A 22,078-nucleotide genomic window follows, 5' to 3' on the forward strand; every position below is an offset into this window, starting at 1 on the left:
TTGCACACGCTCTGATGGAAGCATCTGCCGACACCATATACCGCAATAACCGCCGCGCGACCCTGTTCGCGCTGGCCGCGGTACTGTGCTGGTCCACCGTGGCCAGCGCTTTCAAGCTATCTCTGCAGTACCTGTCGCCACTGCAGCTGGTGACCATCGCGTCGCTGGTTTCTGCCGGGTTTATGGGGGGCGTCGTGGTGTGGCAGGGGCGTGGAGGGGAATTGCTGGGTACCTGGCGGCGTGCCCGTGGTTGGTTCCTCGCCCTTGGGTTTTGTAATCCCTTCCTCTATTACCTGGTGCTGTTTCACGCATACGACTTGCTGCCGGCACAGCAGGCCCAGCCCCTCAATTACACCTGGGGGGTGGTGCTCGCACTATTATCAGTCCCGCTATTGAAACAGAAGCTGCGCCGCCAGGACCTGCTTGCAGGCCTGGTGTGTTACGGCGGAGTGCTGGTGATCGCCACTGGCGGCAATCTGTCAGAGCTCAAGTTTGAGCAGCCCTTGGGTGTCGCGCTGGCATTGTTCAGCACCCTCATCTGGTCTTGCTATTGGCTGTTGAATACCCGTATCGGCGGTAATGCGGCGGTCAACCTGTTTCTGACTTTCTGCTGTGGCCTGCCCTGGCTGGCCCTTGCGGTCTGGTGGCAGGGGGACTGGCAGTGGCCACCAGCCGCAGGTTGGGCTGGGGCGGTATATGTTGGTCTGTTCGAGATGGGGGTCGCTTTCCTGTTGTGGCAGGCGGCGTTACTGAACTGTGAGAATACGGCGCGTATCAGTAATTTTATTTACCTCTCTCCGCCACTATCGCTTTTATTGATTGCGCTACTGGTCGGCGAGCGTATCCATCTGGCGACGATCGTGGGGCTCGCGCTGATATTACTGGGTGTGGCGATACAACAGGGGGCTTTACAGCGCGTCCTTTTACGCCGAAGAAATACTTCAATCAAATAACAATAACGACGCATTGTCCGGGAGCTGATGACCTGAAATGCATTTTATGATGAATGAGAAACAGTCATGAATTTTGAATTGTCTGAAGAGCAGCAAATGATCCAGGAGGCCGCGCGCCAGTTTGCTGATAGTGAGCTGAAGCCGATCGCCGCAGAATTGGACAAGAGCGGGAACCGGTCACTGTTTTTACAGAAGCTCAAGGAGTTGGCCGAACTCGGGTTTATGGGGATCAATATTGATCCGGAATTTGGCGGCACCGGGGCGGGTACCATCGCCTTCAGTCTCGCCATTGCGGAAATCGCCCGCGGCTGCGCGTCTACCGCGACCACCACCTCGGTCACCAACATGGTGGCGGAAGTGATTCAGGCGATGGGCACCGAAGCGCAGAAGACATACTTCCTGCCCAAAATCTGCAGTGGCGAATACCCGGCAGGTTCCTTTTGCCTGACCGAACCGAGCTCCGGTTCCGATGCAGCGGCGATGCGTACCCGCGCGGTCAAAGACGGTGACCACTACGTATTGAACGGCAGTAAGCTGTTTATCAGCAGTGCTGAATTTGCCGGGGTTTTCGTGGTCTGGGCTGTGACCGATTCTGCTGCCCCCAAAGGCAAGGGGATTTCCTGCTTTCTGGTAGAGGCGGGGACGCCAGGCCTGGTGATCGGCAAAGCAGAAGAGAAAATGGGGCAGAAAGCCTCGGTGACCAACGAGGTCGCCTTTGAGGATTGTCGAGTGCCGCTCACTAATATGCTCGGTGAAGAAAATCGTGGTTTTCGTATCGCGGCTGGCGAGCTGGCAGGTGGTCGGATTGGTATTGGTTCATTGGCGCTGGGTATCGGATTGGAAGCCCTGGACTGTGCGCGCACCTACCTGCAGCAACGGGAGCAGTTCGGAAAGCCACTGGCACAGTTCCAGGGTCTGCAGTGGCAGCTTGCCGACAAGTACACCGAGATGGAAGCCGCACGCCTGTTACTGTTACAGGCGGCCTGGCAAAAAGATGCGGGGCAGCCATTTGGCCCAACCGCTTCGATGGCCAAGCTATATGCATCGGAAAAAGCCAATGAAGCCTGCTATGTGGCGTTGCAGATGCACGGGGGCGTCGGCTACACGCGGGAGTTTCCTCTGGAGCGGATGGCGCGGGATGTGCGTATTACCACTATCTATGAAGGCACCAGTGAAATCCAGCGCTTGATTATCGCCCGCCATCTACTCGACGGCGTGCGCTAGTTTACAGCGTTTGTTGTCCACCACCATTGGTGTAGGCCCCGCTAGCCATGTACGGCTATCGGGGCTTTGTATGTTCCGGATTTTATGTATTCGCCCCACCGGGGCAGAGGATTGGTAGTTGTGAGTTCGCCTGCAAAGCCCGTTATCCACTCTGCATGGATAACGGGTGCACGTGAGGGCATTCCGTTACTGGGTGGCTATATTCCAGTAGCGATTTCCTTCGGTCTGATCGCGGTACAGTCCGGTTTTTCAGCTTGGGAGGCGGTGTTGATATCGACCGTGGTTTACGCCGGAGCGTCCCAGTTTCTGTTTGTCGCCATGGTAGCTGCCGGTGCTCCGTTGTGGCTGGTGGTAGTGATGACTCTGTTGATTAATGCCCGACACCTGGTGTACGGGCCGAATATTGCGCCCTGGCTCAGCGGTAGTCGCTGGTGGCCATGGCTGATGCACGGACTTACCGATCAGATCTTTGCACTTTCCCACGTTCGCCTTCCCCAGCTAGAGGCACGACACCGTATGGGCTGGTATATCGGTGTGGCGGTGGTGGCGTGGTTCAGCTGGATTGGAGGGACTGCCATCGGCGCGGTTGCGGGGATGGAACTGACGCAGCGCTGGCCACTGGTGGGCGAAGTGATGCCATTTGCTTTGCCGGCGCTCTTTCTTGTGCTGCTCGCACCCAGGTTCGCCTCGCGACACTGGGCACTGACGCTGGCCGCCACCATATCGAGCGCCCTTCTCATCGCCCTCTATGGATTTAAAAACGCGGCCATACCTATTGCGGCCGTATGCGGTGCTCTGGTGTATTACGGTCTGGATATACTGGTGCGCAATCGGCTAAACAGCACAAGCGAGGCGAAAAATGGATAGCGAACTCTGGGGCGCTCTGCTGGTGACTGCCCTGGGTACCCTGATGATGCGCGCATTGCCATTGCTGTGGATGCGCCGACACCTGATTCGCAAGCAGTCTGCCAATTCGCTGGATGCGATGCCGTCCTGGTTGACGGTGCTCGGACCGCTGATGATTGCGGCAATGTTTGGTGTATCACTAGTACCGCCTAAAATCAACGCGCTCAGCTGGTGGGCAACAGGCATCGGTATGCTGGCGACCTATATTGTGTGGCGGTATACCCACTCTCTGGGTTGGCCGGTGTTTGCTGGCGTCGCGGCGTATGGCAGTATCGTATTGCTGGTAAGTTCCAGTTTCTAAGCTGGAACTTACCGGGTTTTGTATCTGTTCCGACGTCATCACGGGCAAACTGCTGGTTTCTACTACCGAAAGTGCCCCCGAAAATACTGCCCAAGCGATTTCGTAAAGTATTCGGCTTTAGTCTTGCGTTGTTGCACTGTTGACGGATAAGGGCGAAAGGTTGGAGGTTTTGAGGCTAATTCTAAGTCAGTAAAAGTCTAAAATTCGACTTTCAAACACAACTTGGATGAATAGCTATGCGAACTTTTGCACTCAATCTGGCTTTTCCGCTGATCACTTTCGGAATGTGTTCGGTGAACGCGGAAACATTCACCCTGAGCAGTAGCGATATCACTGATGGTCAATTCATGAAGAGTCAGCATGAATTCCAGGGGTTTGGTTGTAATGGTGATAATCAGTCACCACAGCTTTCTTGGGCCGGCGCGCCAGAGGACACCGAAGCGTTTGCGCTGATGGTCTTCGACCCGGACGCGCCGACCGGAAGCGGGTGGTGGCATTGGCAGTTGATTAATATTCCGGCTTCAGTAAACAGTCTACCGGCCGGAGCTGGTGATCCAGCCAAGAATGTTGTGCCTGAGGGTAGCGTTAGTATCATCAATGATTACGGAGTAAAAGGGTTTGGAGGTGCCTGCCCACCACAGGGCCATGGAGCGCATCGATATCAGTTTACGCTGTACGCACTATCGAAAAAACTGACCCTTCCTGAGGGTGCCTCTGGAGCCCTTGCTGGTTACATGGTTAAGGCGCATTCACTGGGCTCTACGAAAATAGAGGCTCTTTACGAGCGTAAATAACTGGGCGATATACTGTAGCCAAACGACGGATTTTCATACTGTCCACGAACGTGTGCGTATAGAATGGCGAGTATCTAAAGGATCGGACAGGAAGCGTGGTGGATTCAGGGAATTTAACGGACCAAGGACCTCTCTCGTACGAGAAACTGAAAGAAATGGCATTAAGAGCTGTTTCCCGTAGCGGTGACCTTCCGTTTTCTGTCTATTCTTCGGTCAAGGAACAGCGTTTGGCCAATGTTCCTGTTATTAAGCCGCTTCTTATCTTTGTTCTTGGTGGAACCAAACTGTTGGGAAGGGAGAAGCAGGCCTGCCCTTCAGGAAGCTTTGTATTCCTTTCCAATAGTCCTGATGTGGATATGAGAAACATCCCAAGTAGCGATGACGAGTATTTTGCAGTGCTACTGGAGTTTGATTATTCTGATTTCAGTCAGTTCAGGCGCAAACCGAATAACGCTAAAAAGTATTTTAAGGGTGAGATCAGCCCTTCACTAAGCCTTGCTCTCGGTCAATTAATAGAAATCTCCACCCAGGTGCAGCGGGAAGCTCTAAAGTTTCGCAAGCAAGAATTACTGAACTTGATCTATTTGTCTGGCTATGAAGAGGTGGGCGCGGTAGCCGAGCCACCGAGTTTGAGCCACCAAGTATTTGAAATTATCAGTCGAGACATCTCGGAAGACTGGAGCCTTGATCGACTTTGCGACATATTGTGTATGAGTGAATCGACTTTCCGCCGTAAGTTGAAGGTCGAGAAATCCAGTTTTCAGGATATTAAGAACAGAACCAAGCTTGGATTCGGCTTGCATTTGGTACAAAGTACCATTGAGCCAATTGGGGTGATTGCCGAACGTTGCGGGTACCGATCACAATCTCGCTTTACCGACCAATTTAAATTGTTGTTTGGGGTCACACCGAGCGAGCTAAGAAAGACCCGAAAGATAGGCTAGGGCAAAAGTTTCGCGATTCTACCGAATCTCAAGTGCCCCCTCCTGTTTTTCACGGCGCTCATTTTAATTTGGCCGATTGTCATGTTCTACCCCAATTACTCGCTTCCTGGGTATTCGATAGACGAAATATAATAAGTTATCCAGTTTTCAAATTGTTGTATTTCCACCTCATCATCGATCCGCTTTCCCAGCAATGCACGCGCCACAGGAGAGTCCATCGAGATCAACCCCTCCTTAACGTTGAATTCGTCCGGGCCGACAATGCGATATTTCGTTGTATTGCCATCCTCGTCTTCCAATGTGACCCAAGCGCCAAAGAACACTTTATCCCGGTCATCGGGAATGCGGTCGACCACGGTGATTTCCTCGAGTCGCTTGGTAAGAAAGCGCACCCGGCTGTCAATTTCCCGTAGTCTTTTTTTGCCGTAGATGTAATCGGCGTTTTCGCTGCGGTCACCGAGTTTCGCCGCATCACTCACGGCCTGGGTGACTCGCGGGCGCTCGACCTCCCAGAGTTGCTTTACCTCTGCGCGCATACGTGCAGCACCGTCCGGGGTGATATACCGGGAGCCCCGTGGCCGCGGTGGCCGCCAACGGCCCATTATCGGGTACCCTCGAGGTTGTGGATGGTGATGCCCGGGCCCGGTTGTGGCAGCGGGAATTCAAAGATGCGGCTGTAAAACTCCAGTTCACCTTCCAGTGCCATCTTAATACTGCTCGCAGATCGGAATCCGTGGCCCTCGTCCTCGAATGTGATGTAAGCCACGGGGATATGTCGCTCGCGCAGGGCGGTCACCATGGTTTCCGCCTGGTTGGGCGGTACTACCTTGTCTTCCATTCCCTGGAAAAAGATCACCGGGCAATCCAATTGTTCAATGTGGTTGATCGGCGAGCGTTGCCGGTAAATATTCTCAGCGTCAGGCCAGGGGCCCACCAGCTTGTCCAGATAACGGGATTCAAATTTGTGTGTGTCCTGTGCGAGAGTCGTGAGATCACCAATGCCGTAGTGGCTCGCGCCCGCGGAAAATGTATTGTGGAAGGTGAGGGCGGCCAGCACCGTATAGCCGCCTGCACTGCCCCCTTTGATCAGCAGACGTTCGGGATCTGCCAATCCCTGTTCCACAAGATATTCCGCGCCGGCACAGACGTCCTCGACATCAAGAACTCCCCAATTGTTGGCGAGACGATCGCGGTAGGCGCGACCATAGCCGGTACTGCCGGAGTAGTTGACATCCAGGATACCGAAGCCGCGGCTGGTCCAGTATTGCACTTTTAGATTGAGCCCCGCGGAGGTTGCACCCGTAGGGCCGCCATGCCCAAAAACGATGAGCGGCGGTTTTTCGTCGGTGAGGTTGTGATAGTTCGGGTTGTGCGGGGGGTAGTAAAAACCGTGTACTTCCCGGCCGTCCTTTTCAAAACTGACAGATTGTGCTGGTGAAAAATAATGGCTGTCCACTGCGATCGAACTGCTGCTGGCCAGGGTCTGGAACTGACCAGTGTCACCGGCATAAAGGTGGATCGCGGGGAAGTCGGTTGCGCTGCTGCCGATAAACACGGCGTTGTTCTTGGCACAGCGAATGCTTTCGAAGTCGCACCCAGGGTGTTCCAGCAGTGTGTGTCTCCCGCGTTTGAGATCAAGGCACGCAAGTTGCCAGCGTCCATTATCCGTGAAGGTGCAGAAGATGGTGTCGCGATCCAGGAAACCGTAAGTGGACATGCCAAACACCCATTGCGGTGTTGCGAACTCCGCCGCTTTCTCCCAGAGTGGGGCATCGTTACCTGTCCAGTAAATATTCCACCAGTCGTTTTTGTCAGAAACGTAGTAGAGATCTCCAGCAGGTGACCATTGCGGTTGGAAGATGGATTCGCCGGCCCCTCCGGCGATTTTTTTGGTGCTGCCAGCACTGCCATCGGCGTCGAGCTCCATGAGCATCAGCTCGGTCGCATCCCAGGGCATATCTGGGTGGTGCCATTGAAGAAAGCTCAATTGTCTACCATCGGGGCTTAGGCTTGGAGTGGCGTAAAAGTCTGCACCTTGAGCGAGTACCGTTTGCCGGTATTCACTGCCTTCCAGATCAATGGCGACCAGCCGTGCCACGGGCTCCTGATTCGGGGCAGATCCATCTTCCAGAACGCAGATCAAACGGTTGCGGTGAGGATCCAGTTGCAGGTCGGCGTAGTGAAACGGGCCCTCTGGGGTTATCGGTTCCGGTGTCTGGCCATCGAGTGCCATCTGGTAGATTCGCTGATCTGCCGCCAGAACGAAGTACACCTTGCCGCCGGTCACGGTGTAAGCGCCGCCACCATATTCATGGGCCTTTGAGCGGATACTCAGCGGGGCGGGGATGACGTCTCGAGCCCGGGGCTGTGTGGGGTTGCTGATGTCGCATTCCACAAGCACCGAGCGCCCCTTTTCTGCGGGACGCGATTCCAACCAGTACGCTTTTCCATCCAGCAGGCGTGCGTCGCTGAGGCGCACATTCCCCGCTGTGAGTAGATCCGGGGTTATCGGGGACTTCCAGCTGCCGTAGGGTGCAGACTGGGTTGCGGTGGATGACGTTGATGACGAAGTGTTGGACGACATGACGGTTTGCTGGACCCCTGTTACGTACCTGATATTTGGGCGACCGGAAGTCTCGGCCGGATCGGATGCATTGTACGTCACCGCGGGAGGGTAACAAGTCGCGGATCAACCCCGCTGAGTGCTCTGGGGATCACTGGCCGCAGTGCAGCTGGCGCTTTCCGAGTGCTGAACTTTACTGGATTTATAGGAAAAGTTTTCGTCTGTTGCCGAGTGCCGCGCCCACGCAACCCATATTGGTAATATCAGTCAAAAGGATTGTCATGCAGACCCTTCTGGATTTATTCGGCTCCATTGTCAGCGCAGGAAACCAGATCACCTGGGGTGGGCTGGGCGGTTTCTGGTGGCTGGGCATTCTGATTGCCGTACTGCTACCGGCGGGTATTTACTTTACTGTGCGTACGGGCTTTGTGCAGATCCGCGCCTTTGGGCATATGTTGCGTGTCATGGCGCGCAGCTTTCGTAAGGAAAGCGACGACTGCGTATCGTCTTTCGAGGCGTTCGCTACCAGTGCGGCCGCACGGGTGGGAACCGGAAATATCGCCGGGGTGGCCGTGGCTATTACTGCGGGCGGACCAGGTGCAGTTTTCTGGATGTGGATGGTCGCACTTGTCGGTATGGCCACGAGTCTCATCGAAAATACCTTGGCGCAGACGTTCAAGGAGCCTGGCGACGAGCACGGCACTTTTCGCGGCGGGCCGGCTTACTATATCGACAAGGGGTTGGGAAAGAAATGGAAATGGCTTTCCGTAGTGTTCTCCATTTTTCTCGTGATCTGTTTTGGCTTTTTCTTTAACGCGGTGCAGGCGAATGCAATGGCCGATGCAATCAACGCGGCCTGGGGGATCAGTCCGCTGCTGATCGGTGCAGTGATTGCGATTCTGGCAGGGATGATTGTGTTTGGTGGTATTCATACCATCGGCCGTTTCGCGGGAATCGTGGTGCCCATTATGGCGCTCTTTTATATCGTGATTGCCATTGTGATTGTGGCGATGAATATCGATCGCCTGCCAGATGTATTCGGCGCAATTCTAGGGAATGCGTTTGGCGCTCAGGAGGCCGGTGCCGGCGCTTTCGGGGCGGTGGTCGCCAATGGCATCAAGCGCGGTCTGTTTTCCAATGAGGCGGGGATGGGCTCTTCACCGAATGTGGGAGCGGCGGCGGATGTGAAACACCCTGTGGTGCAGGGCTACGTGCAGATGGCTTCGGTATTTCTGGATACCATGATGATCTGCACTGCGACAGCGGCGATCATTCTACTCAGTGATGTGGAGTTGAACGGTGCGGTCGAGGGCGTTACGCTCACTCAATCGGCACTGGCCAGCGTGCTCGGCCCCTGGGGTAATAGCTTCGTCGCAGTTGCGCTCCTGTTTTTCGCGTTCACTTCCATTATTGCCAATTACTATTACGCGGAAACCAATATTTTTTATCTGTGGCACACCCGCACATCGATATTCTGTTACCGGGTTCTTTATATCTGTTTTATCTTGTTCGGCGCATGGGTGGCCTACACAGGAAGTTCCGGAAACTTTGCCTTGCTGTGGAATATGGCCGATATGTCCATGGGATTTATGGCGTCTGCGAACCTGTTGGCAATTCTGCTGTTGTCGGGTGCCGCACTCAAGGTGTTTTCTGACTACGAAGAGCAGCGCAGTCAAGGAATCGAGGAGCCGGTGTTTGACGCGCGACGCCACGATATTCCGGGGGTAGATCATTCGGTCTGGACCCCGCCGGAAACCCCGGAGAGCAGTCATTCGCGAGGCCCCGTAAAACGCGGCGCCACCGGAAACGGTGACTGATGGGGAAACGTGACCGGAGCGAGGTTTCAACTGGGAATTCGTTGGCCTCTCTTCTGCGATCTGATTGGGGAAATTGCCCATCGAACTTCGGCGAAAATTCCAGTGAGAACCAGTCCCCACTCCCATGGCTTCTAATCCCGTACCCTGCGCGCTATCTACGGACATCTGCCCGCGGGGGCGACGAGGAACAGATGGCAGGCCAGGCAAGGATTCACAATCGGTTACCCGCTAATGCGCAGGGAAGGAATCAGGACCGATTCCAGATCATATCCGCCGGAAAGACATTGCGCTCTAAACCACCCAAGGAAGTGCTGCAGCAGCTGGTGGCGGCATTCTCCATCAGCGCTGAGCAGGCGCGAAAGCTCTTTCTGAAGGGGTGGGTGATCAAGGACCAGTTGACCGCGGGTCAGGTGGTTCAGTTCCGGACCCAGTTGCAGCAACTTGGTCTGAAAATAGAAGTGCACCCCGCGGGGACTTTCGACAACCGTGCCATCCTTGCGCGCCTGAAGTTCGCCCGGCAGCGGCAGGAGCGCAAAGCCCAGCCTGTGGCGACCCCGAACGCGCAGGACCCGGAAAATTCATCGGTAAATCCTGTAGATCACAAGGCGTCCGCTACAAAGCCCACACTGGAAGCAGTTCCCTCCACACCGGCTGCCTTTTCCCCACAAAAGCGCTTCCGCACTGGCAAAACCAAAAGTCCGGGCAAGCTGAGCCAAGCGGAAACAGCCAGCAGCCAGCAGTCCGGCCCCGGTAATGCGGTGCATGAATCCAAACCGCAGGACGGCGCCCTTCGCGCCCAGCTTCGGGCGTTGTTTCATCCTGAACCCAACCCGGGCGCGCCGACACTATCGGCGCGAATGGCACTGATGGGGCAGTTGTTGCCGGCAGCAACAGTTCCCGCGGGTTTTATCGCGCTGATGGCTCTGTGCCTGTATCAGCTCGCGGGTGCGCTCTGGGCGTTGCCTGCGGCGGTACTCGACGGAGAGTTTGGCGCCGCTACGCTGCTCGGGAGTGGTGTAACGGTGTTACTGGTGGGCTTTTGCGGTGTGTTGGTACTGCACCCGTATCTGTTCCCAAGGCGTTCCCATCTGAGTGCCGGCGTGGCAGGGGACCTTGACGCGGTGCGGCTTACGAAGCGGGAGGCACCGGGCTTTTTCCTGCTGCTGGAAGTGATGGGTGAGACGTGTGGTATCAGCGTGGCGGGTAAGCAGAAAGGGCCCAGGAACCTTACTTCCGTCAATGGCATTGTGACCACCGAGGTTCTGGTAACGGCGGGTGGCGACATCCGGGTGCTTCGGGAACCGTTTTCCCCGCCAAAACTGTCGCTGGGTCTCAGTGCTGTGGCCGCTCTGGATGGTGGCGATGTACTCGCGTTGATGGCCAGAGCCATGTGCAACCATCGGGGCCGGTGGTTGCGGGCTGCACAGGCGATTGCAATTGGCACTTCCGAACGTCTGCAGTGGATGCAGGATGCACTGGAGCGAGACCAGACGATATGTGGAACGGATGCAGAGGTTACCGCCATGTTAAAGCCCCTGCACAGACTTTTGGCAATATGCGGGCGTCCGCTGGTACCGGTAATCGATCGGCTGCAGGTCGCGCACCAGCGGTTGAGCGGCCCATTGGCCGAGCGCCTCGAAGCGCAGGCGGATAGCGCAGCGGGACAGATGATCGGTTCGGATGCCTTTCACGGATTTGCCGAGCGCTGGAATCGCCTGGTACACGCCGATCTGGTATGTGGCGAAATCAATCGCGAGGCCCAGGCGCTGGGTAAACGCCTGGCGAATGTGCCGCTGGCGGTGCGGTGGTTATACAACAATATGGACGCGCAGACCCTGAAGGGTATTGATGCTGCGATGGCGGAAGAAACCGACTGCTGGTCGCAGGGTGAGCCCGCCGGTCACCAGCGTATTGGTGCGGTGGAAGAGCGGCAGTTACGGCCGCAATTACAGCGGCAGGACTTTTCTCTGCAGAAGCTGTTTACGGATTTTGTCGAGCTTTCTGCGCGGGTGAGCCGGGTAGGGCACGACGACAGCTGTCGTCCGGTGGATAATCGCGCGCTGTTGGAGACTGACAAGAACAGCGAGGCTGCCCAGCAGGTATTGACCCGCTACTTCAACCGCGCGATTCCGCGAGATTTTCTCCATCTCCACCCGCCGCGGAACGAAGAGCTAAAAGAATTGGATCTACAGGCTTCCATCGACTGGTTGCGTGGTCGCCTGGTGGATTTGCAGGACCTGGAACAGCGGATTGCGCAGCTGCAGCTCAAGGGGGCGCGATTACAGATTGGGGCGGCGCTGGTGCGTGCGAATGTTCGGGTGGATCCCCGTAGCTACGGTCTGAGCGGCACCACGCCGGCGGCGACGGATGAATCGCGCCAGGACAACCGGGTGCGGGTCAAGGAGTGTCTGCAGCAGCGCCAGCAGTTGCATAGTATGTTTTATCAGAGGATAGAGCGGGCCATGGCAAGTATGCCCGGGCCGGATCGGAGTAAGGCACAGGAGGCCATTGCGCACTTGCGTAAATTTGACGCGCTGAGCGAGCCGTTGGCCGCACTCAACCGCTACAGTGATGTTGTGTGCGAGCTGATCGAGCGCGCACCTGAGCAGGAACTGCCTGCCCCTTTGCTACAGAAATACCCGCAGCTTATCAGCCAGCAAATTCGCCAAATAGAAGAGGTCGTAAAAGCGAGGCGGGTGCCGCTGAGCGCAGTGCAATTGGAGAAGTTGACCTCCTGCGGCCAGGGCGAAACCGCGATTCCACCATCAGCCCGTAGCGGTGATGTGACCGGTGCATTGCAGGCTCTGGAGCTGCGTGGCAAGTCTGCCAGTGCTGCGGTGATGGATGCGTATCAGGCAAAGCTGGCGCAGTTGCTGGCGCTTTGCCTTACTGAAGAGGAGCGGCTGAAAGTCAAACCTTTACGGCTTGCCAGTATCTGAGTTGATGTTGGGCACGACGGGCAGTTGCGGGTTCCTCCCGCTCGTGCTCGATGATTTGGCGGTCAGCCGCCAGCCAGTTTTACCTTCAACTGCTTCCCTTCGAGCACCGCCTTAATCTCTTCGCGCTTATCGCCCTGGATCTCGATGACCCCGTCTTTCAGGGCACCACCACAGCCACACCGTTTTTTCAGTTCCGCGAGCAACAGCTTCAGTTCTGCGTCTGTGCCGTCCAGCCCCCGGACACAGGTTACCCCTTTGCCTTTCCGTCCTTTGGTTTCCCGCTGGATTCGGACGATACCATCGCCCTGGTGGCGCTTTTCCTCCTGGGCCGGCTCTTTGATACGGCCGCGGTCGGTTGAGTAAACGAGTCGATTCTTGTCGCGCATTTCGGTTTCCTGCTGGTCGACGTGGTGCGGGATGTCGGAGTTGATCTGGTGGCGAAGCATAGCGGATCCGAGACTTGTTTCAAAAATGGCGTATTCTGTGTCACCGGTGTCAGCTAGAATGTCACCCAATGCACTTTTTCTATTATTGAAAACGAGAAGGACCCGATTACATGCCTCTCACGGGAACCCGCAAGTGGCTGAATGAAGTTATTTTTGGTACTGACACGCCGGCGGGGAAGTATTTTGATGTTGTCCTGATCTGGGCAATCCTGCTGAGTGTTATCTTGGTGGTGTTGGCATCCGTGGAAAGCCTCTGGGTGCGCTACGGGGAAGCCTTCTATCAATTGGAGTGGTATTTTACTGCTCTGTTTACCCTCGAATATATGGCCCGGGTCTACTGCGCCCGGGATCGCAAGGCGTACATCACTAGCTTTTACGGTATCGTCGATCTCCTAGCTATCCTGCCCAGTTACCTTGCACTGATCTTTACTGGTGCTACCTATCTGATGGTGATCCGCCTGCTGCGGGTGTTGCGGGTCTTCCGGGTGCTCAAACTGGTTCGTTACCTGAGCGATGCCAATATTCTGATGCGCTCACTGTGGCAGGCAAGGCGGCGGATATTTGTCTTTTACACCAGTGTATTGGTGTTGTGCGTCATTTTCGGCAGTATCATGTTTGTGGTGGAAGGTCCCAAGCACGGATTTACCAGTATCCCCAAAAGCATTTACTGGACCATCGTCACCATCACCACTGTCGGCTTCGGGGACATTACCCCACATACCCCGCTTGGACAGGCCATAGCCTCCATGACGATGCTGATCGGCTATTCCATCATTGCCGTGCCGACCGGTATCGTCACCGCGGAACTGGCCCATGAGATCGGCCGTGAGAAGCAGTTGGCTAGGTGCCACAACTGTGGAAAAGCTGGTCATGACGCCGATGCGGAATACTGCAAGCAGTGCGGTTATCGTCTGGAGGATTTCGAGGAGCCGGCGGGCGAGGGGGTTTCACACCCGGGCCAGATAAACCGGTAGAGCGGCGATCACTCTACCTGTCTTAACAGCCCTGCAGTGATCGGCTATCCTTGCGCCCCGTTTGATAACCGGCATTGACCGGGGTATTGCCGGTTATATGTGAATTCTGTTCAGCTATTTCGATTGGTAATTCTTTTTCATGGATATACAGGGATTTTGCGCCCCGGGGTTTGAAGCCCTATACGATGCCTTCGCGGCCAACTTCCGTGAACATGGCGACGTCGGTGCCTCCTTTTGTGCAGTGCAGCACGGTGAGACCATCGCCTCCCTATGGGCCGGCAGTGCTGACCGCGCGGGTACCGAAGCCTATGAAGAAGACACTCTCGCCAATGTGTTCTCCTCTTCCAAGGGCATCCTGGCGCTTATCGCCCTGCAGCAGGTTGCAGCAGGCAAACTGGACCTCGATACCCCGGTTGCCGAGTATTGGCCAGAGTTTGCTGAGGCGGGCAAGGGTGGGATTACCGGTCGGCAACTGCTGTGCCACCGCAGTGGTGTGATTGCGTTTCGCGAAAAAGTCGCAGATGCGCTGATTTATGACTGGGATGCCGCGCTGGCTCAGGTCGCAAAGACTGCGCCCTGGTGGGAGCCTGGCAGCCAGCAGGGGTATTCCCCGTTTCTGTATGGCTGGACACTGGGTGGTCTTATCGAGAAGGCCAGTGGCGCCAGCATAGGAGAGCTGTACCTTCACGGTATTGGCGACCCGCTACAGCTTGATGGCGGATTTGGTGCCCATGGGCATCGCTCGACCCGGATCGCCGACGTTGGCCCTCTGAAAAAACCTTTGCCTGAATTGCGCCCCAATGCGATCGGTCGCTCAATCAAGGAAGACAGGCAGGGCCCGGTAGCCACAGCCTTCACCAACCCTGTCACCCTTATGATGGGAACCAACGGAGAGCAGTGGCGGAGTGCGCTCATTCCTGCGGCCAACGGCCATTTTAGTGCCCGGGATCTGGCCGCAGTGTACGGGGATCTGTCCAGAGAATATCCGGAACTGCTGGGCCGCGAGATTCTGCGCGAGGCTACGAAAGAGCAGAGCCGCGGGCGGGATGCGATTCTGCAGACGGATGTGGCATTTGGTTGTGGCTTCCTGAAAGCCGGTTCAGCACCAGACCTGGCGTTTGGTAGTGCCGCTGGTTTCGGTCATCCCGGCGCCGGTGGAAGTGTGGGCTTTGCGGACCCACACACGGAGCTGGGCTTTGGCTATGTCACTTCACGAATGGGGCAGAGCCTTTTCATGGATCAGCGGGCGGTGGGGCTGAAAGATTGCCTTTACCGTTTACTTTAAGTGGAGCGATACAATGAGTGACGCTGTTCGACAACTGGAAGCCCGAGTCGATGAGTTGGAAACGCGACTGGCGTTTCAGGAAGATACGCTGACCCAACTGAATGACACCATCGCTCAACAGGATGCTCAGCTGCGCGCTCTGGTGGGGCGCCTGAAGGAAGTGTCTGAGAAATATCAGGATCTGATGTTTGAAATGAACAAGGGCGACAAGCCCGGCGACGAGCGGCCGCCCCATTATTAACCGGTGACCTCACACCTCTACTGTTCCTGCCGCCACCAGGGGGAGGGGGCACCATCACCGGAATGTAATCTGCTGGCGGTACACTCTCAGCGCTGCGCCTATTTCTACGTGAGTTTCTGGAAATTTACTATTTTTCGTCTTGTTCCCTCCTGTCAGCCCTTGACAAATCTTTTCCACATCGAAACCGTCTCTTTTGAACCGCCTGCCAATGGACCAACAGTTAGTACGCGAAGCCTTGAAACTCTCTTAAGTGTTTGATTATTAAAGAAAAAATGCATCGGTGTAAAAAGTGCACAAATCGCTGGGGGCTAGGGATTGCGCCGTTTCTCGCACCGTTTTGCAGATTCATACACATAGTTATCCACAGATCTTGTGGAAGGAAGTTTTTCTGGGGCATACCGCGGGAGTGTCGTTCGCTTTCGTAGCGGTTGTGCAGCTCAAGGTGTGTGAGCCTCGTCGGTGCATACAAAAGAAAGCATCGGGCAGTGATAGGCGTTGCCTTTACCGATGAGTATTTGTATCTCCGCCCGATTCCAGGTTCAGGGCGATTTTCAAATTCACGCCAAATTTGGGAATTGAGCGGTAGACCAGAAGGGACTTTCCGCATAGTCTTCGTGCCAATGGCGAACACGGTTCAGCCTGCAGTCAGCTTTTCACAGTCAAACTGCTCCATATTCCACCCGTCATCAGTAAAAGCGTTAGGAGAAAGCTTAATGAAAAAATGGGTCGCGATTCTTGCTCTGGGCTCACTGGTTGGTTGTACCACCCTGGATCCTTACACCCAGGAAAGTAAAACCAGTAATGCCGCCAAGGGCGCAGGTGCCGGTGCCGTAGCCGGCGCTATCATCGGCGCGGCGACAGCCAGTAAGAGCGATCGTAAAAAAGGCGCGATCACTGGCGCACTCGGTGGCGCCGCCATCGGTGGTGGTATCGGCTACTACATGGACCGCCAGGAGATGGCGCTGCGTCAGCGCCTGGAAGGTACCGGTGTTCGTGTTCAGCGTGAGGGCGATAACATTCGCCTGATTATGCCGGGCAACATCACCTTTGCTACCAACCGCTATGAAATCCGCAATGATTTCTACGGCACTCTGGATTCTGTTGTATTGGTACTGAACGAGTTTGATAAAACCGCTATCCGAGTGAGCGGCCATACCGATAGCACTGGTTCGGATGTTACCAACCAGACTCTGAGTGAGCGTCGCGCTGAGTCGGTTGCGAACTTCTTTACCACCCGTGGTGTTGCTGCCGGTCGAGTGCAGGCCGTGGGTTACGGTGAACGCTACCCCATCGCCAGCAACGACTCCGACGCAGGCCGTCAGGCTAACCGTCGCGTAGAGCTGGAACTGTTGCCGCTGCAATAGAGCGAGAATACGTAAGGGCGCTTCGGCGCCCTTTTTTGTGTCTGTTTATATTTCGGGATGAGGATGCAGGGAGGTAGGAATGTTGGGGGGTAAACTAAACCGACGATACCTGACGAGATTCGCGTGGTTTCGCTATGCGGCCGTACTGGCCTTCACATTGGCCGCCTCGCCCCTAGCAGCAGACCCGTTATCCGACTCGAGAAAGGGCGGGGCGGAGGGAGTCGCACTTACGGTGCCGCTGAAGCAACAGCTTGAAACAGCTGAGCTGGTCGCGCGCGTTGAAATTACGGCTGTTCAGCGGTTGATTGATCATGCGCTGTCCGAGCCTGGTATGACCGCGGTTACGGGCTACGTATACTCAGGCGTTACCCAACGGGTATGGAAGGGCGCTTCAGTGGCGCACATTGCGTTTCGTGTGCACTTGGCTGATTGCGTGGAAAAATTGACCAGAGGGCGACAATACCTGATTTTCGCGCGGACAAATGCGCGTGGCTACCTGGAGCTGCTGAGTTGCGAGGCGGCGATTGCCAATCCCGAAACCGGAAGCTTGCTGGCTGAACTGGAGCAATACTACCAAGGTTGATCCGTTTTCCCCGGAGAGTCACATAGGCGCGGTACCCCTTGTGAGTGAAGGACTCCGGGCCATAGAATTTACTCTAATATCGAATTGAACCTTTATAAGCATAAATACTTAAATGCTGGAACAATGTTCCTTGAAGTGCGGCAATTGGGGATTATTCTTATCTGTATTGGCGTCGTCTTCCTCGGTGCTGCCGAATGAACGCCAACCGATAACGACGGGGCAGGTAATCCGCCTGTGCTTGCCGCCAGGTCCCAGGATCTGCCCGATCGTTTTGCTCTCATTCCAACCGACCAGGGGTCATCGGGACTATGAAAAAACTACTCTTGCCACTGATTATTCTGTTGCTGATTATCGGCTACTTCATGTCCAAGAAATCGGACGACTCCGTGGGTGATGCCTACGACAAGATGGAGAAGCCGGCCATCGAAGATACCCAGCCCGCACCGGATAGCGACTCCACCATGCCGGATTCATCCAGTGATCCAACCATGCCGCAGGAAAGTGACGACGTGGCACCGACAACCACTGATCCGCAATCCTCCGATAGCCGCCTGATGGACGACACCAAAGATGCCGCCCGTGACGCCGGTGATGCGGTGAAAGATGCTGCCGATGATGCGGGCGACGTCGTGAAAGATGCCGCTGATGACGCTGGTGATGCACTTAAGGATGCCGGTAAGGCAACCAAAGACGCCGCGGAAGACGCGGCAGACAAAGCCAAAGATGCGTGGGACGACCTGAAGGACAAAGCCAAGAGTGAGGACGAGCCCCAGCAGTAATGCGCTGTTTGATCTGAGTGTAATGGAAGGCTGCGACTGGTTCGCGGCCTTTTTCTTTTCTACGCTTAAAGCGTAGTTACGAAGTTATGACAGATCATGATCGAGCACTGCTGGCACCACGACCACGACATTCTGGAAATCCGGCCGGTTGCGGAACTCAAGCCCGCCGAATTTCGTGCACTGGCCGCGCAGGTGGACCCCGTGATCTGTGAGCACGGCGGCCTGCAGGGCCTCCTGATCAACGCACGTCATTTTCCGGGTTGGCAGAATTTTGCCGCCCTGGTGTCCCACTGTGTTTTCACCCGCAATCAGCATCGTCACCTGCATCGCATTGCCGTGCTCTCCGATAACATGCTGCTGGCCTTTATGCCGCAGCTGTTAAATCACTTTGTTGCCGCTGAGGTGCGTCCGTTTCCTGGCAGTGAGGAGCAGGCGGCACTGGAATGGCTCGCCTATCCCGGGTAAATTGCCCACGCAATACCGCACGAATGACTCGGGTGTGCCCAAAACATGCAGCTGGCCGTTACCGCCGCAGATGAAAATATCTCGGCGCAAGCACAATTCCTTGCCGAACAGCTCGATTTGCCATTTCTTGGAGTAGTACAGGAAAAATTTATCGAGGATTTCCCCTTTGTACTGCGTCGGGGTGAACGGCTACAGCTTTGTGCCACTGGCCGTAAAGCCCCGGGTCCGATAACCGTGGATTTTGTAGCCGGCGCAGCCGCTCACCGGCGTAAGTACGGTGGCGGCAAGGGGCAGCAGATCGCCAAAGCGGTCGGAATCCGCAGTGGTTTTAACCCGCAAATTCTCGACGCCACGGCCGGCCTGGGGCGAGACGCTTTCGTTCTCGCCTCCCTGGGCAGCGAGGTCCGTATGCTGGAGCGTAACCCCGTGGTCTACGCGCTGCTTGAAGACGGTTTGGAGCGCCTGCAAGCTGCCGCCCAGACCGATGCCGAGCTCGCGCCTATTGCGAGTCGGCTGTCCCTCGAGCCCAGAGTCGAGAGCGCCGCGACCTGGTTGGCTGAGCAGGGGGCCGAAATGGTGCCGGTCATTTATCTGGACCCGATGTTTCCCAGTCGCGATAAAAGCGCCAAGGTCAAAAAAGAGATGGTCGCCTTCCACGATATTGTCGGGAGTGACGAAGATGCGGATACACTCCTGAGCCCGGCTTTGGAGGCGTGCTATTACCGCACCGTAGTGAAGCGACCGCGGCTCGCGCCAGATCTAGACGATCACAAGCCGAGCCTGCGGTTTGAGGGGAAGTCCGGAAGGTTTGATGTCTACACCAAGCACGGTGTGCCGGTTTAGCAGTTGACCGCGTTTACCGCCAGGCCGCCGAGAGAGGTCTCTTTGTACTTGCTCTGCATATCAATGCCGGTCTGGCGCATGGTTTCAATAACGCTATCCAGCGGCACGATGTGCGCACCTGTACCACGCAGTGCCAGACGCGCCGCATTGATCGCTTTCACCGCGCCCATGGTGTTGCGTTCAATACAGGGCACCTGCACCAGGCCACCGATGGGATCACAAGTCAACCCGAGGTTGTGCTCCATCCCGATCTCTGCAGCGTTTTCTATCTGCTGGTTGGTGCCGCCCTGAACCGCGGCCAGCCCCGCGGAAGCCATTGAACAGGCCACCCCGATCTCTCCCTGGCAGCCCACTTCCGCGGCGGAAATGGAAGCATTCTTTTTAAACAGCATGCCGATCGCGCCGGCGGTGAGCATAAATTCCACCACCTGATCTTTCAGATCGCCGTGCTGCGCCTCGTCGTGGACAAATTCTACGTAATAGGCAATGGTCGCGGGAATCACGCCCGCGGCGCCATTCGTTGGCGCTGTCACTATCCGCCCGCGCGCCGCGTTTTCCTCATTCACTGCCAGGGCGAAAAGGCTCACCCAGTCGAGAATAGAAAGACCCTGGCAGCGTTCCTCCTTGGATTGTTTGGACAGTTCCCGAAAGTGCTCTTCGGCGCGGCGACGCACGCCCAGCCCTCCGGGCAGGGTGCCACTCTGGCGGCAGCCCCGCTGGATGGAGGCGTCCATGACTTCCCAGATATTCCAGAGCGTATCTTTGATTTCCTGCTCAGAACGGAACGCTTTTTCGTTCTCCATTGCGAGCTCCGCGATGGTCCAGCCGTGTTTGTCGCACAGGGCCATCAGCTCTTCAGCGGAACTGAAATCATAGGGAAGAAGCGTTGCTATCTGCTCTTTGTTGCTGAAGTCCTCTTCCGATAGCACGAATCCCCCCCCGATTGAGAAGTAACTGCGCTCGAACAGGCACTCATCGCCAGCATAGGCCTTGCAGGTCATGCCATTGGAGTGTTGTGGCAGGAACTCTTCCTTGTGGAACAGCAGGTCCCGTGCCCGTTCAAAGTGAATCGCACGTTGGCCGTTCAGTATCAGCTGCTGATGGGTGTCGATACCCGTGAGACGACCGTCAATGCTGTCGACATCTATGCTATCCGGAGCTTCGCCCTCGAGGCCCATCAATACCGCCATATCGGTGCCGTGCCCAACGCCGGTGAGGGCTAAGGAGCCGTACAGATGGACTTCCACTCGATCGGTTTTTTCCAGATCGCCGCGTACTTCCAGATCAGACACGAATTGTCGCGCCGCTACCATGGGGCCCACGGTGTGGGAGCTGGAAGGGCCGATGCCGATTTTGAACAGTTCGAAGACACTGATACTCATGTGTTCGGTGACTCTCTCGCCATATCTCGCGGTGAACTCCGCGAACGTTGATTATTAGTGTAGTTATCGGGCTTTCAGGTCCGCGCAAAGTCGCCCTGAGCTTTGCTGGCGCACACGTTCGCCGAAGCGAAACTGGGCCGCAATATGGGCATGAAAAATCAAAATTATATTTGGTGGGAAAGGGTGCCGGTGCGACAAATGGCTGGCTTGTGGCGGCCGACGGTACAGAATGCTGCAGAAAATAGACGGGTAGGGGATGCCCGGTCAGGCGTCGAGGGCAGGGCTCCCGTGTTCAGGGAGCCGTCGCGGTCAGAGTGGCGCGCAGTGGCGCCGGGTGCCCTTCCACTGTCCTGCTGTGATCCTCTGGATCGAGGAAATCTTCCAGGGATTCAAATTGCATCCAGTCTGTGCGGCGCTGTTCTTCCAGTGTGGTGCGGTCCAGATCAACAGTTTTTACATCCACAAAGCCGGTCTTGCGCAGCCAGCTTTCCAGGGTCGCAGTACTCGGGAAAAACCACACATTGCGCATTTTGGCGTAGCGCCCTTCCGGGACCAGACATTCGCCCAGCCCACCGTCGATCACGAGCGTCTCCAGAAGTAGCTGGCCACCTGGACGCAGAGTCTCTTTGAGCTCACGCAAGTGATCCAGGGGTGAGCGGCGGTGGTACAGGACCCCCATGGACAGCGTGGTATCGAAGGCCTGCAGGCCCGGCGGCAGCGCCTCGATACCCAAGGGCAATACGTCGACAGGCTTTTCCTGGCCCAGGTATTTCTTCAGCGCGTAAAACTGGGCAACGAATTTCGCAGATGGATCAATACCGATTACGCGTCGCGCGCCGGCGCCAAACTGCCGCCAGCAGTGGTAGCCACTGCCGCACCCCACATCCAGTACCAGGCGATTTGTGAGATCGTGAAGGTGCGGCGCCACGCGATCCCACTTCCAGTCTGATCGCCACTCGGTGTCGATTAGGAGGTCGAACAGTGTCCAGGGACCTTTACGCCAGGGGTGCAGTTTACGCAGTTGTGTTTCCAGGCCCGCGAGCTGCTCCGCCGTGGCATCGCCCGCTTGCCCTATGCGGATCTCTGAGGTGACTTCCACAGACGAGGGCACAATGTCTGGCAATGCGTCCAGCACCTGGCGCCATTCCGGAAGGTCACCCCAGCGCGCCGGGCTGAGCCCGTCGGCGATCTGCTGTGGCAGTCTGGTGAGCCAGGGGCGCAGTTCGGGCGTGTGCTGGATACCCGCGTACAGTGAGGTGTAATCAATCATGAAGG

General features: G+C 56.2%; 21 protein-coding genes. 16 read left to right on the forward strand and 5 right to left on the reverse strand.

What is annotated here, in order from left to right; all coding sequences use genetic code 11:
* Positions 1–14: 14 nt before the first annotated feature.
* The 6 genes from AU11_RS01775 (at position 15) to AU11_RS01800 (ending at position 5,122) form a co-directional block, all read left to right on the forward strand.
* Positions 15–953 (forward strand): DMT family transporter, encoded by a 939-nt coding sequence (locus tag AU11_RS01775; protein WP_156035089.1) that lies wholly within the window; start codon positions 15–17, stop codon positions 951–953.
* A gap of 66 nt (positions 954–1,019) precedes the next feature.
* The gene (locus AU11_RS01780) at positions 1,020–2,177 is read left to right on the forward strand and encodes an acyl-CoA dehydrogenase family protein (RefSeq protein ID WP_043315984.1); all 1,158 of its coding nucleotides are present in this window, start codon (positions 1,020–1,022) and stop codon (positions 2,175–2,177) included.
* 120 nt (positions 2,178–2,297) lie between these two features.
* Positions 2,298–3,044 (forward strand): AzlC family ABC transporter permease, encoded by a 747-nt coding sequence (locus tag AU11_RS01785; protein WP_043317888.1) that lies wholly within the window; start codon positions 2,298–2,300, stop codon positions 3,042–3,044.
* Positions 3,037–3,384: an AzlD domain-containing protein gene (locus AU11_RS01790; protein ID WP_043315985.1), complete on the forward strand. Its 348-nt coding sequence runs from the start codon at positions 3,037–3,039 to the stop codon at positions 3,382–3,384. Before AU11_RS01785 ends, AU11_RS01790 begins: the two co-directional genes overlap by 8 nt.
* Positions 3,385–3,620: 236 nt before the next feature.
* Positions 3,621–4,178, forward strand: coding sequence for a YbhB/YbcL family Raf kinase inhibitor-like protein (locus tag AU11_RS01795; RefSeq protein WP_043315987.1), 558 nt, complete (start codon positions 3,621–3,623; stop codon positions 4,176–4,178).
* A 155-nt stretch (positions 4,179–4,333) separates the two neighbouring features.
* Positions 4,334–5,122, forward strand: coding sequence for a helix-turn-helix transcriptional regulator (locus AU11_RS01800; RefSeq protein ID WP_043317890.1), 789 nt, complete (start codon positions 4,334–4,336; stop codon positions 5,120–5,122).
* A gap of 95 nt (positions 5,123–5,217) precedes the next feature.
* Here AU11_RS01800 and greB read toward each other — a convergent pair whose 3' ends face one another.
* Both greB and AU11_RS01810 read right to left on the reverse strand, forming a co-directional pair.
* Positions 5,218–5,724: a transcription elongation factor GreB gene (gene greB, locus AU11_RS01805; protein WP_043315989.1), complete on the reverse strand. Its 507-nt coding sequence runs from the start codon at positions 5,722–5,724 to the stop codon at positions 5,218–5,220.
* On the reverse strand, positions 5,724–7,706 hold the full coding sequence (locus tag AU11_RS01810; protein ID WP_051686861.1) for a S9 family peptidase: 1,983 nt from the start codon (positions 7,704–7,706) through the stop codon (positions 5,724–5,726). The genes greB and AU11_RS01810 overlap by 1 nt, the downstream gene beginning before the upstream one ends.
* 260 nt (positions 7,707–7,966) lie before the next feature.
* Here AU11_RS01810 and AU11_RS01815 point away from each other — a divergent pair, with 260 nt between their 5' ends.
* Together AU11_RS01815 and AU11_RS01820 are read left to right on the forward strand one after the other, a co-directional pair.
* The gene (locus AU11_RS01815) at positions 7,967–9,502 is read left to right on the forward strand and encodes a sodium:alanine symporter family protein (protein WP_051686862.1); all 1,536 of its coding nucleotides are present in this window, start codon (positions 7,967–7,969) and stop codon (positions 9,500–9,502) included.
* A gap of 284 nt (positions 9,503–9,786) precedes the next feature.
* Positions 9,787–12,441: a hypothetical protein gene (locus AU11_RS01820; protein WP_043315991.1), complete on the forward strand. Its 2,655-nt coding sequence runs from the start codon at positions 9,787–9,789 to the stop codon at positions 12,439–12,441.
* A 62-nt stretch (positions 12,442–12,503) separates the two neighbouring features.
* Here the strand turns inward: AU11_RS01820 and yciH are convergent, their stop codons facing one another.
* A complete protein-coding gene (yciH, locus tag AU11_RS01825; protein WP_043317897.1) occupies positions 12,504–12,827 on the reverse strand; it encodes a stress response translation initiation inhibitor YciH in 324 nt (107 codons plus the stop codon).
* A 170-nt stretch (positions 12,828–12,997) separates the two neighbouring features.
* On the opposite strand from yciH, the gene AU11_RS01830 reads away from it, so the two are divergent.
* From AU11_RS01830 to AU11_RS01865, 8 genes are all read left to right on the forward strand, one after another.
* Positions 12,998–13,861: an ion transporter gene (locus AU11_RS01830; RefSeq protein WP_043315993.1), complete on the forward strand. Its 864-nt coding sequence runs from the start codon at positions 12,998–13,000 to the stop codon at positions 13,859–13,861.
* 139 nt (positions 13,862–14,000) lie between these two features.
* The gene (locus tag AU11_RS01835) at positions 14,001–15,146 is read left to right on the forward strand and encodes an EstA family serine hydrolase (RefSeq protein WP_043315995.1); all 1,146 of its coding nucleotides are present in this window, start codon (positions 14,001–14,003) and stop codon (positions 15,144–15,146) included.
* Positions 15,147–15,159: 13 nt separating this feature from the next.
* On the forward strand, positions 15,160–15,387 hold the full coding sequence (locus tag AU11_RS01840; RefSeq protein ID WP_043315996.1) for a SlyX family protein: 228 nt from the start codon (positions 15,160–15,162) through the stop codon (positions 15,385–15,387).
* A 713-nt stretch (positions 15,388–16,100) separates the two neighbouring features.
* Entirely contained in the window at positions 16,101–16,751 is a 651-nt protein-coding gene (locus AU11_RS01845) for an OmpA family protein (RefSeq protein ID WP_043315998.1), read from the forward strand.
* 232 nt (positions 16,752–16,983) lie between these two features.
* Positions 16,984–17,334, forward strand: a complete 351-nt coding sequence (locus AU11_RS01850; RefSeq protein ID WP_231491452.1) for a hypothetical protein — start codon at positions 16,984–16,986, stop codon at positions 17,332–17,334.
* A 308-nt stretch (positions 17,335–17,642) separates the two neighbouring features.
* Positions 17,643–18,113, forward strand: coding sequence for a hypothetical protein (locus AU11_RS17615; RefSeq protein ID WP_051686863.1), 471 nt, complete (start codon positions 17,643–17,645; stop codon positions 18,111–18,113).
* Between the two features lie 96 nt (positions 18,114–18,209).
* A complete protein-coding gene (locus AU11_RS01860; protein WP_043316001.1) occupies positions 18,210–18,578 on the forward strand; it encodes an STAS/SEC14 domain-containing protein in 369 nt (122 codons plus the stop codon).
* A 45-nt stretch (positions 18,579–18,623) separates the two neighbouring features.
* Entirely contained in the window at positions 18,624–19,421 is a 798-nt protein-coding gene (locus AU11_RS01865) for a class I SAM-dependent methyltransferase (protein ID WP_043316003.1), read from the forward strand.
* On the opposite strand, the gene AU11_RS01870 is transcribed toward AU11_RS01865, so the two are convergent.
* Both AU11_RS01870 and cmoB read right to left on the reverse strand, forming a co-directional pair.
* A complete protein-coding gene (locus tag AU11_RS01870) occupies positions 19,418–20,803 on the reverse strand; it encodes an L-serine ammonia-lyase (protein ID WP_043316006.1) in 1,386 nt (461 codons plus the stop codon). The genes AU11_RS01865 and AU11_RS01870 overlap by 4 nt on opposite strands.
* 292 nt (positions 20,804–21,095) lie before the next feature.
* Positions 21,096–22,073 carry a tRNA 5-methoxyuridine(34)/uridine 5-oxyacetic acid(34) synthase CmoB gene (gene cmoB, locus AU11_RS01875; RefSeq protein WP_043316007.1) on the reverse strand — a complete coding sequence of 326 codons (978 nt, stop codon included), beginning with the start codon at positions 22,071–22,073 and terminating at the stop codon, positions 21,096–21,098.
* Between the last annotated feature and the right edge of the window lie 5 nt (positions 22,074–22,078).

The organism is Microbulbifer sp. HZ11, assembly GCF_000708675.1.
Classification (GTDB): Bacteria; Pseudomonadota; Gammaproteobacteria; order Pseudomonadales; family Cellvibrionaceae; genus Microbulbifer.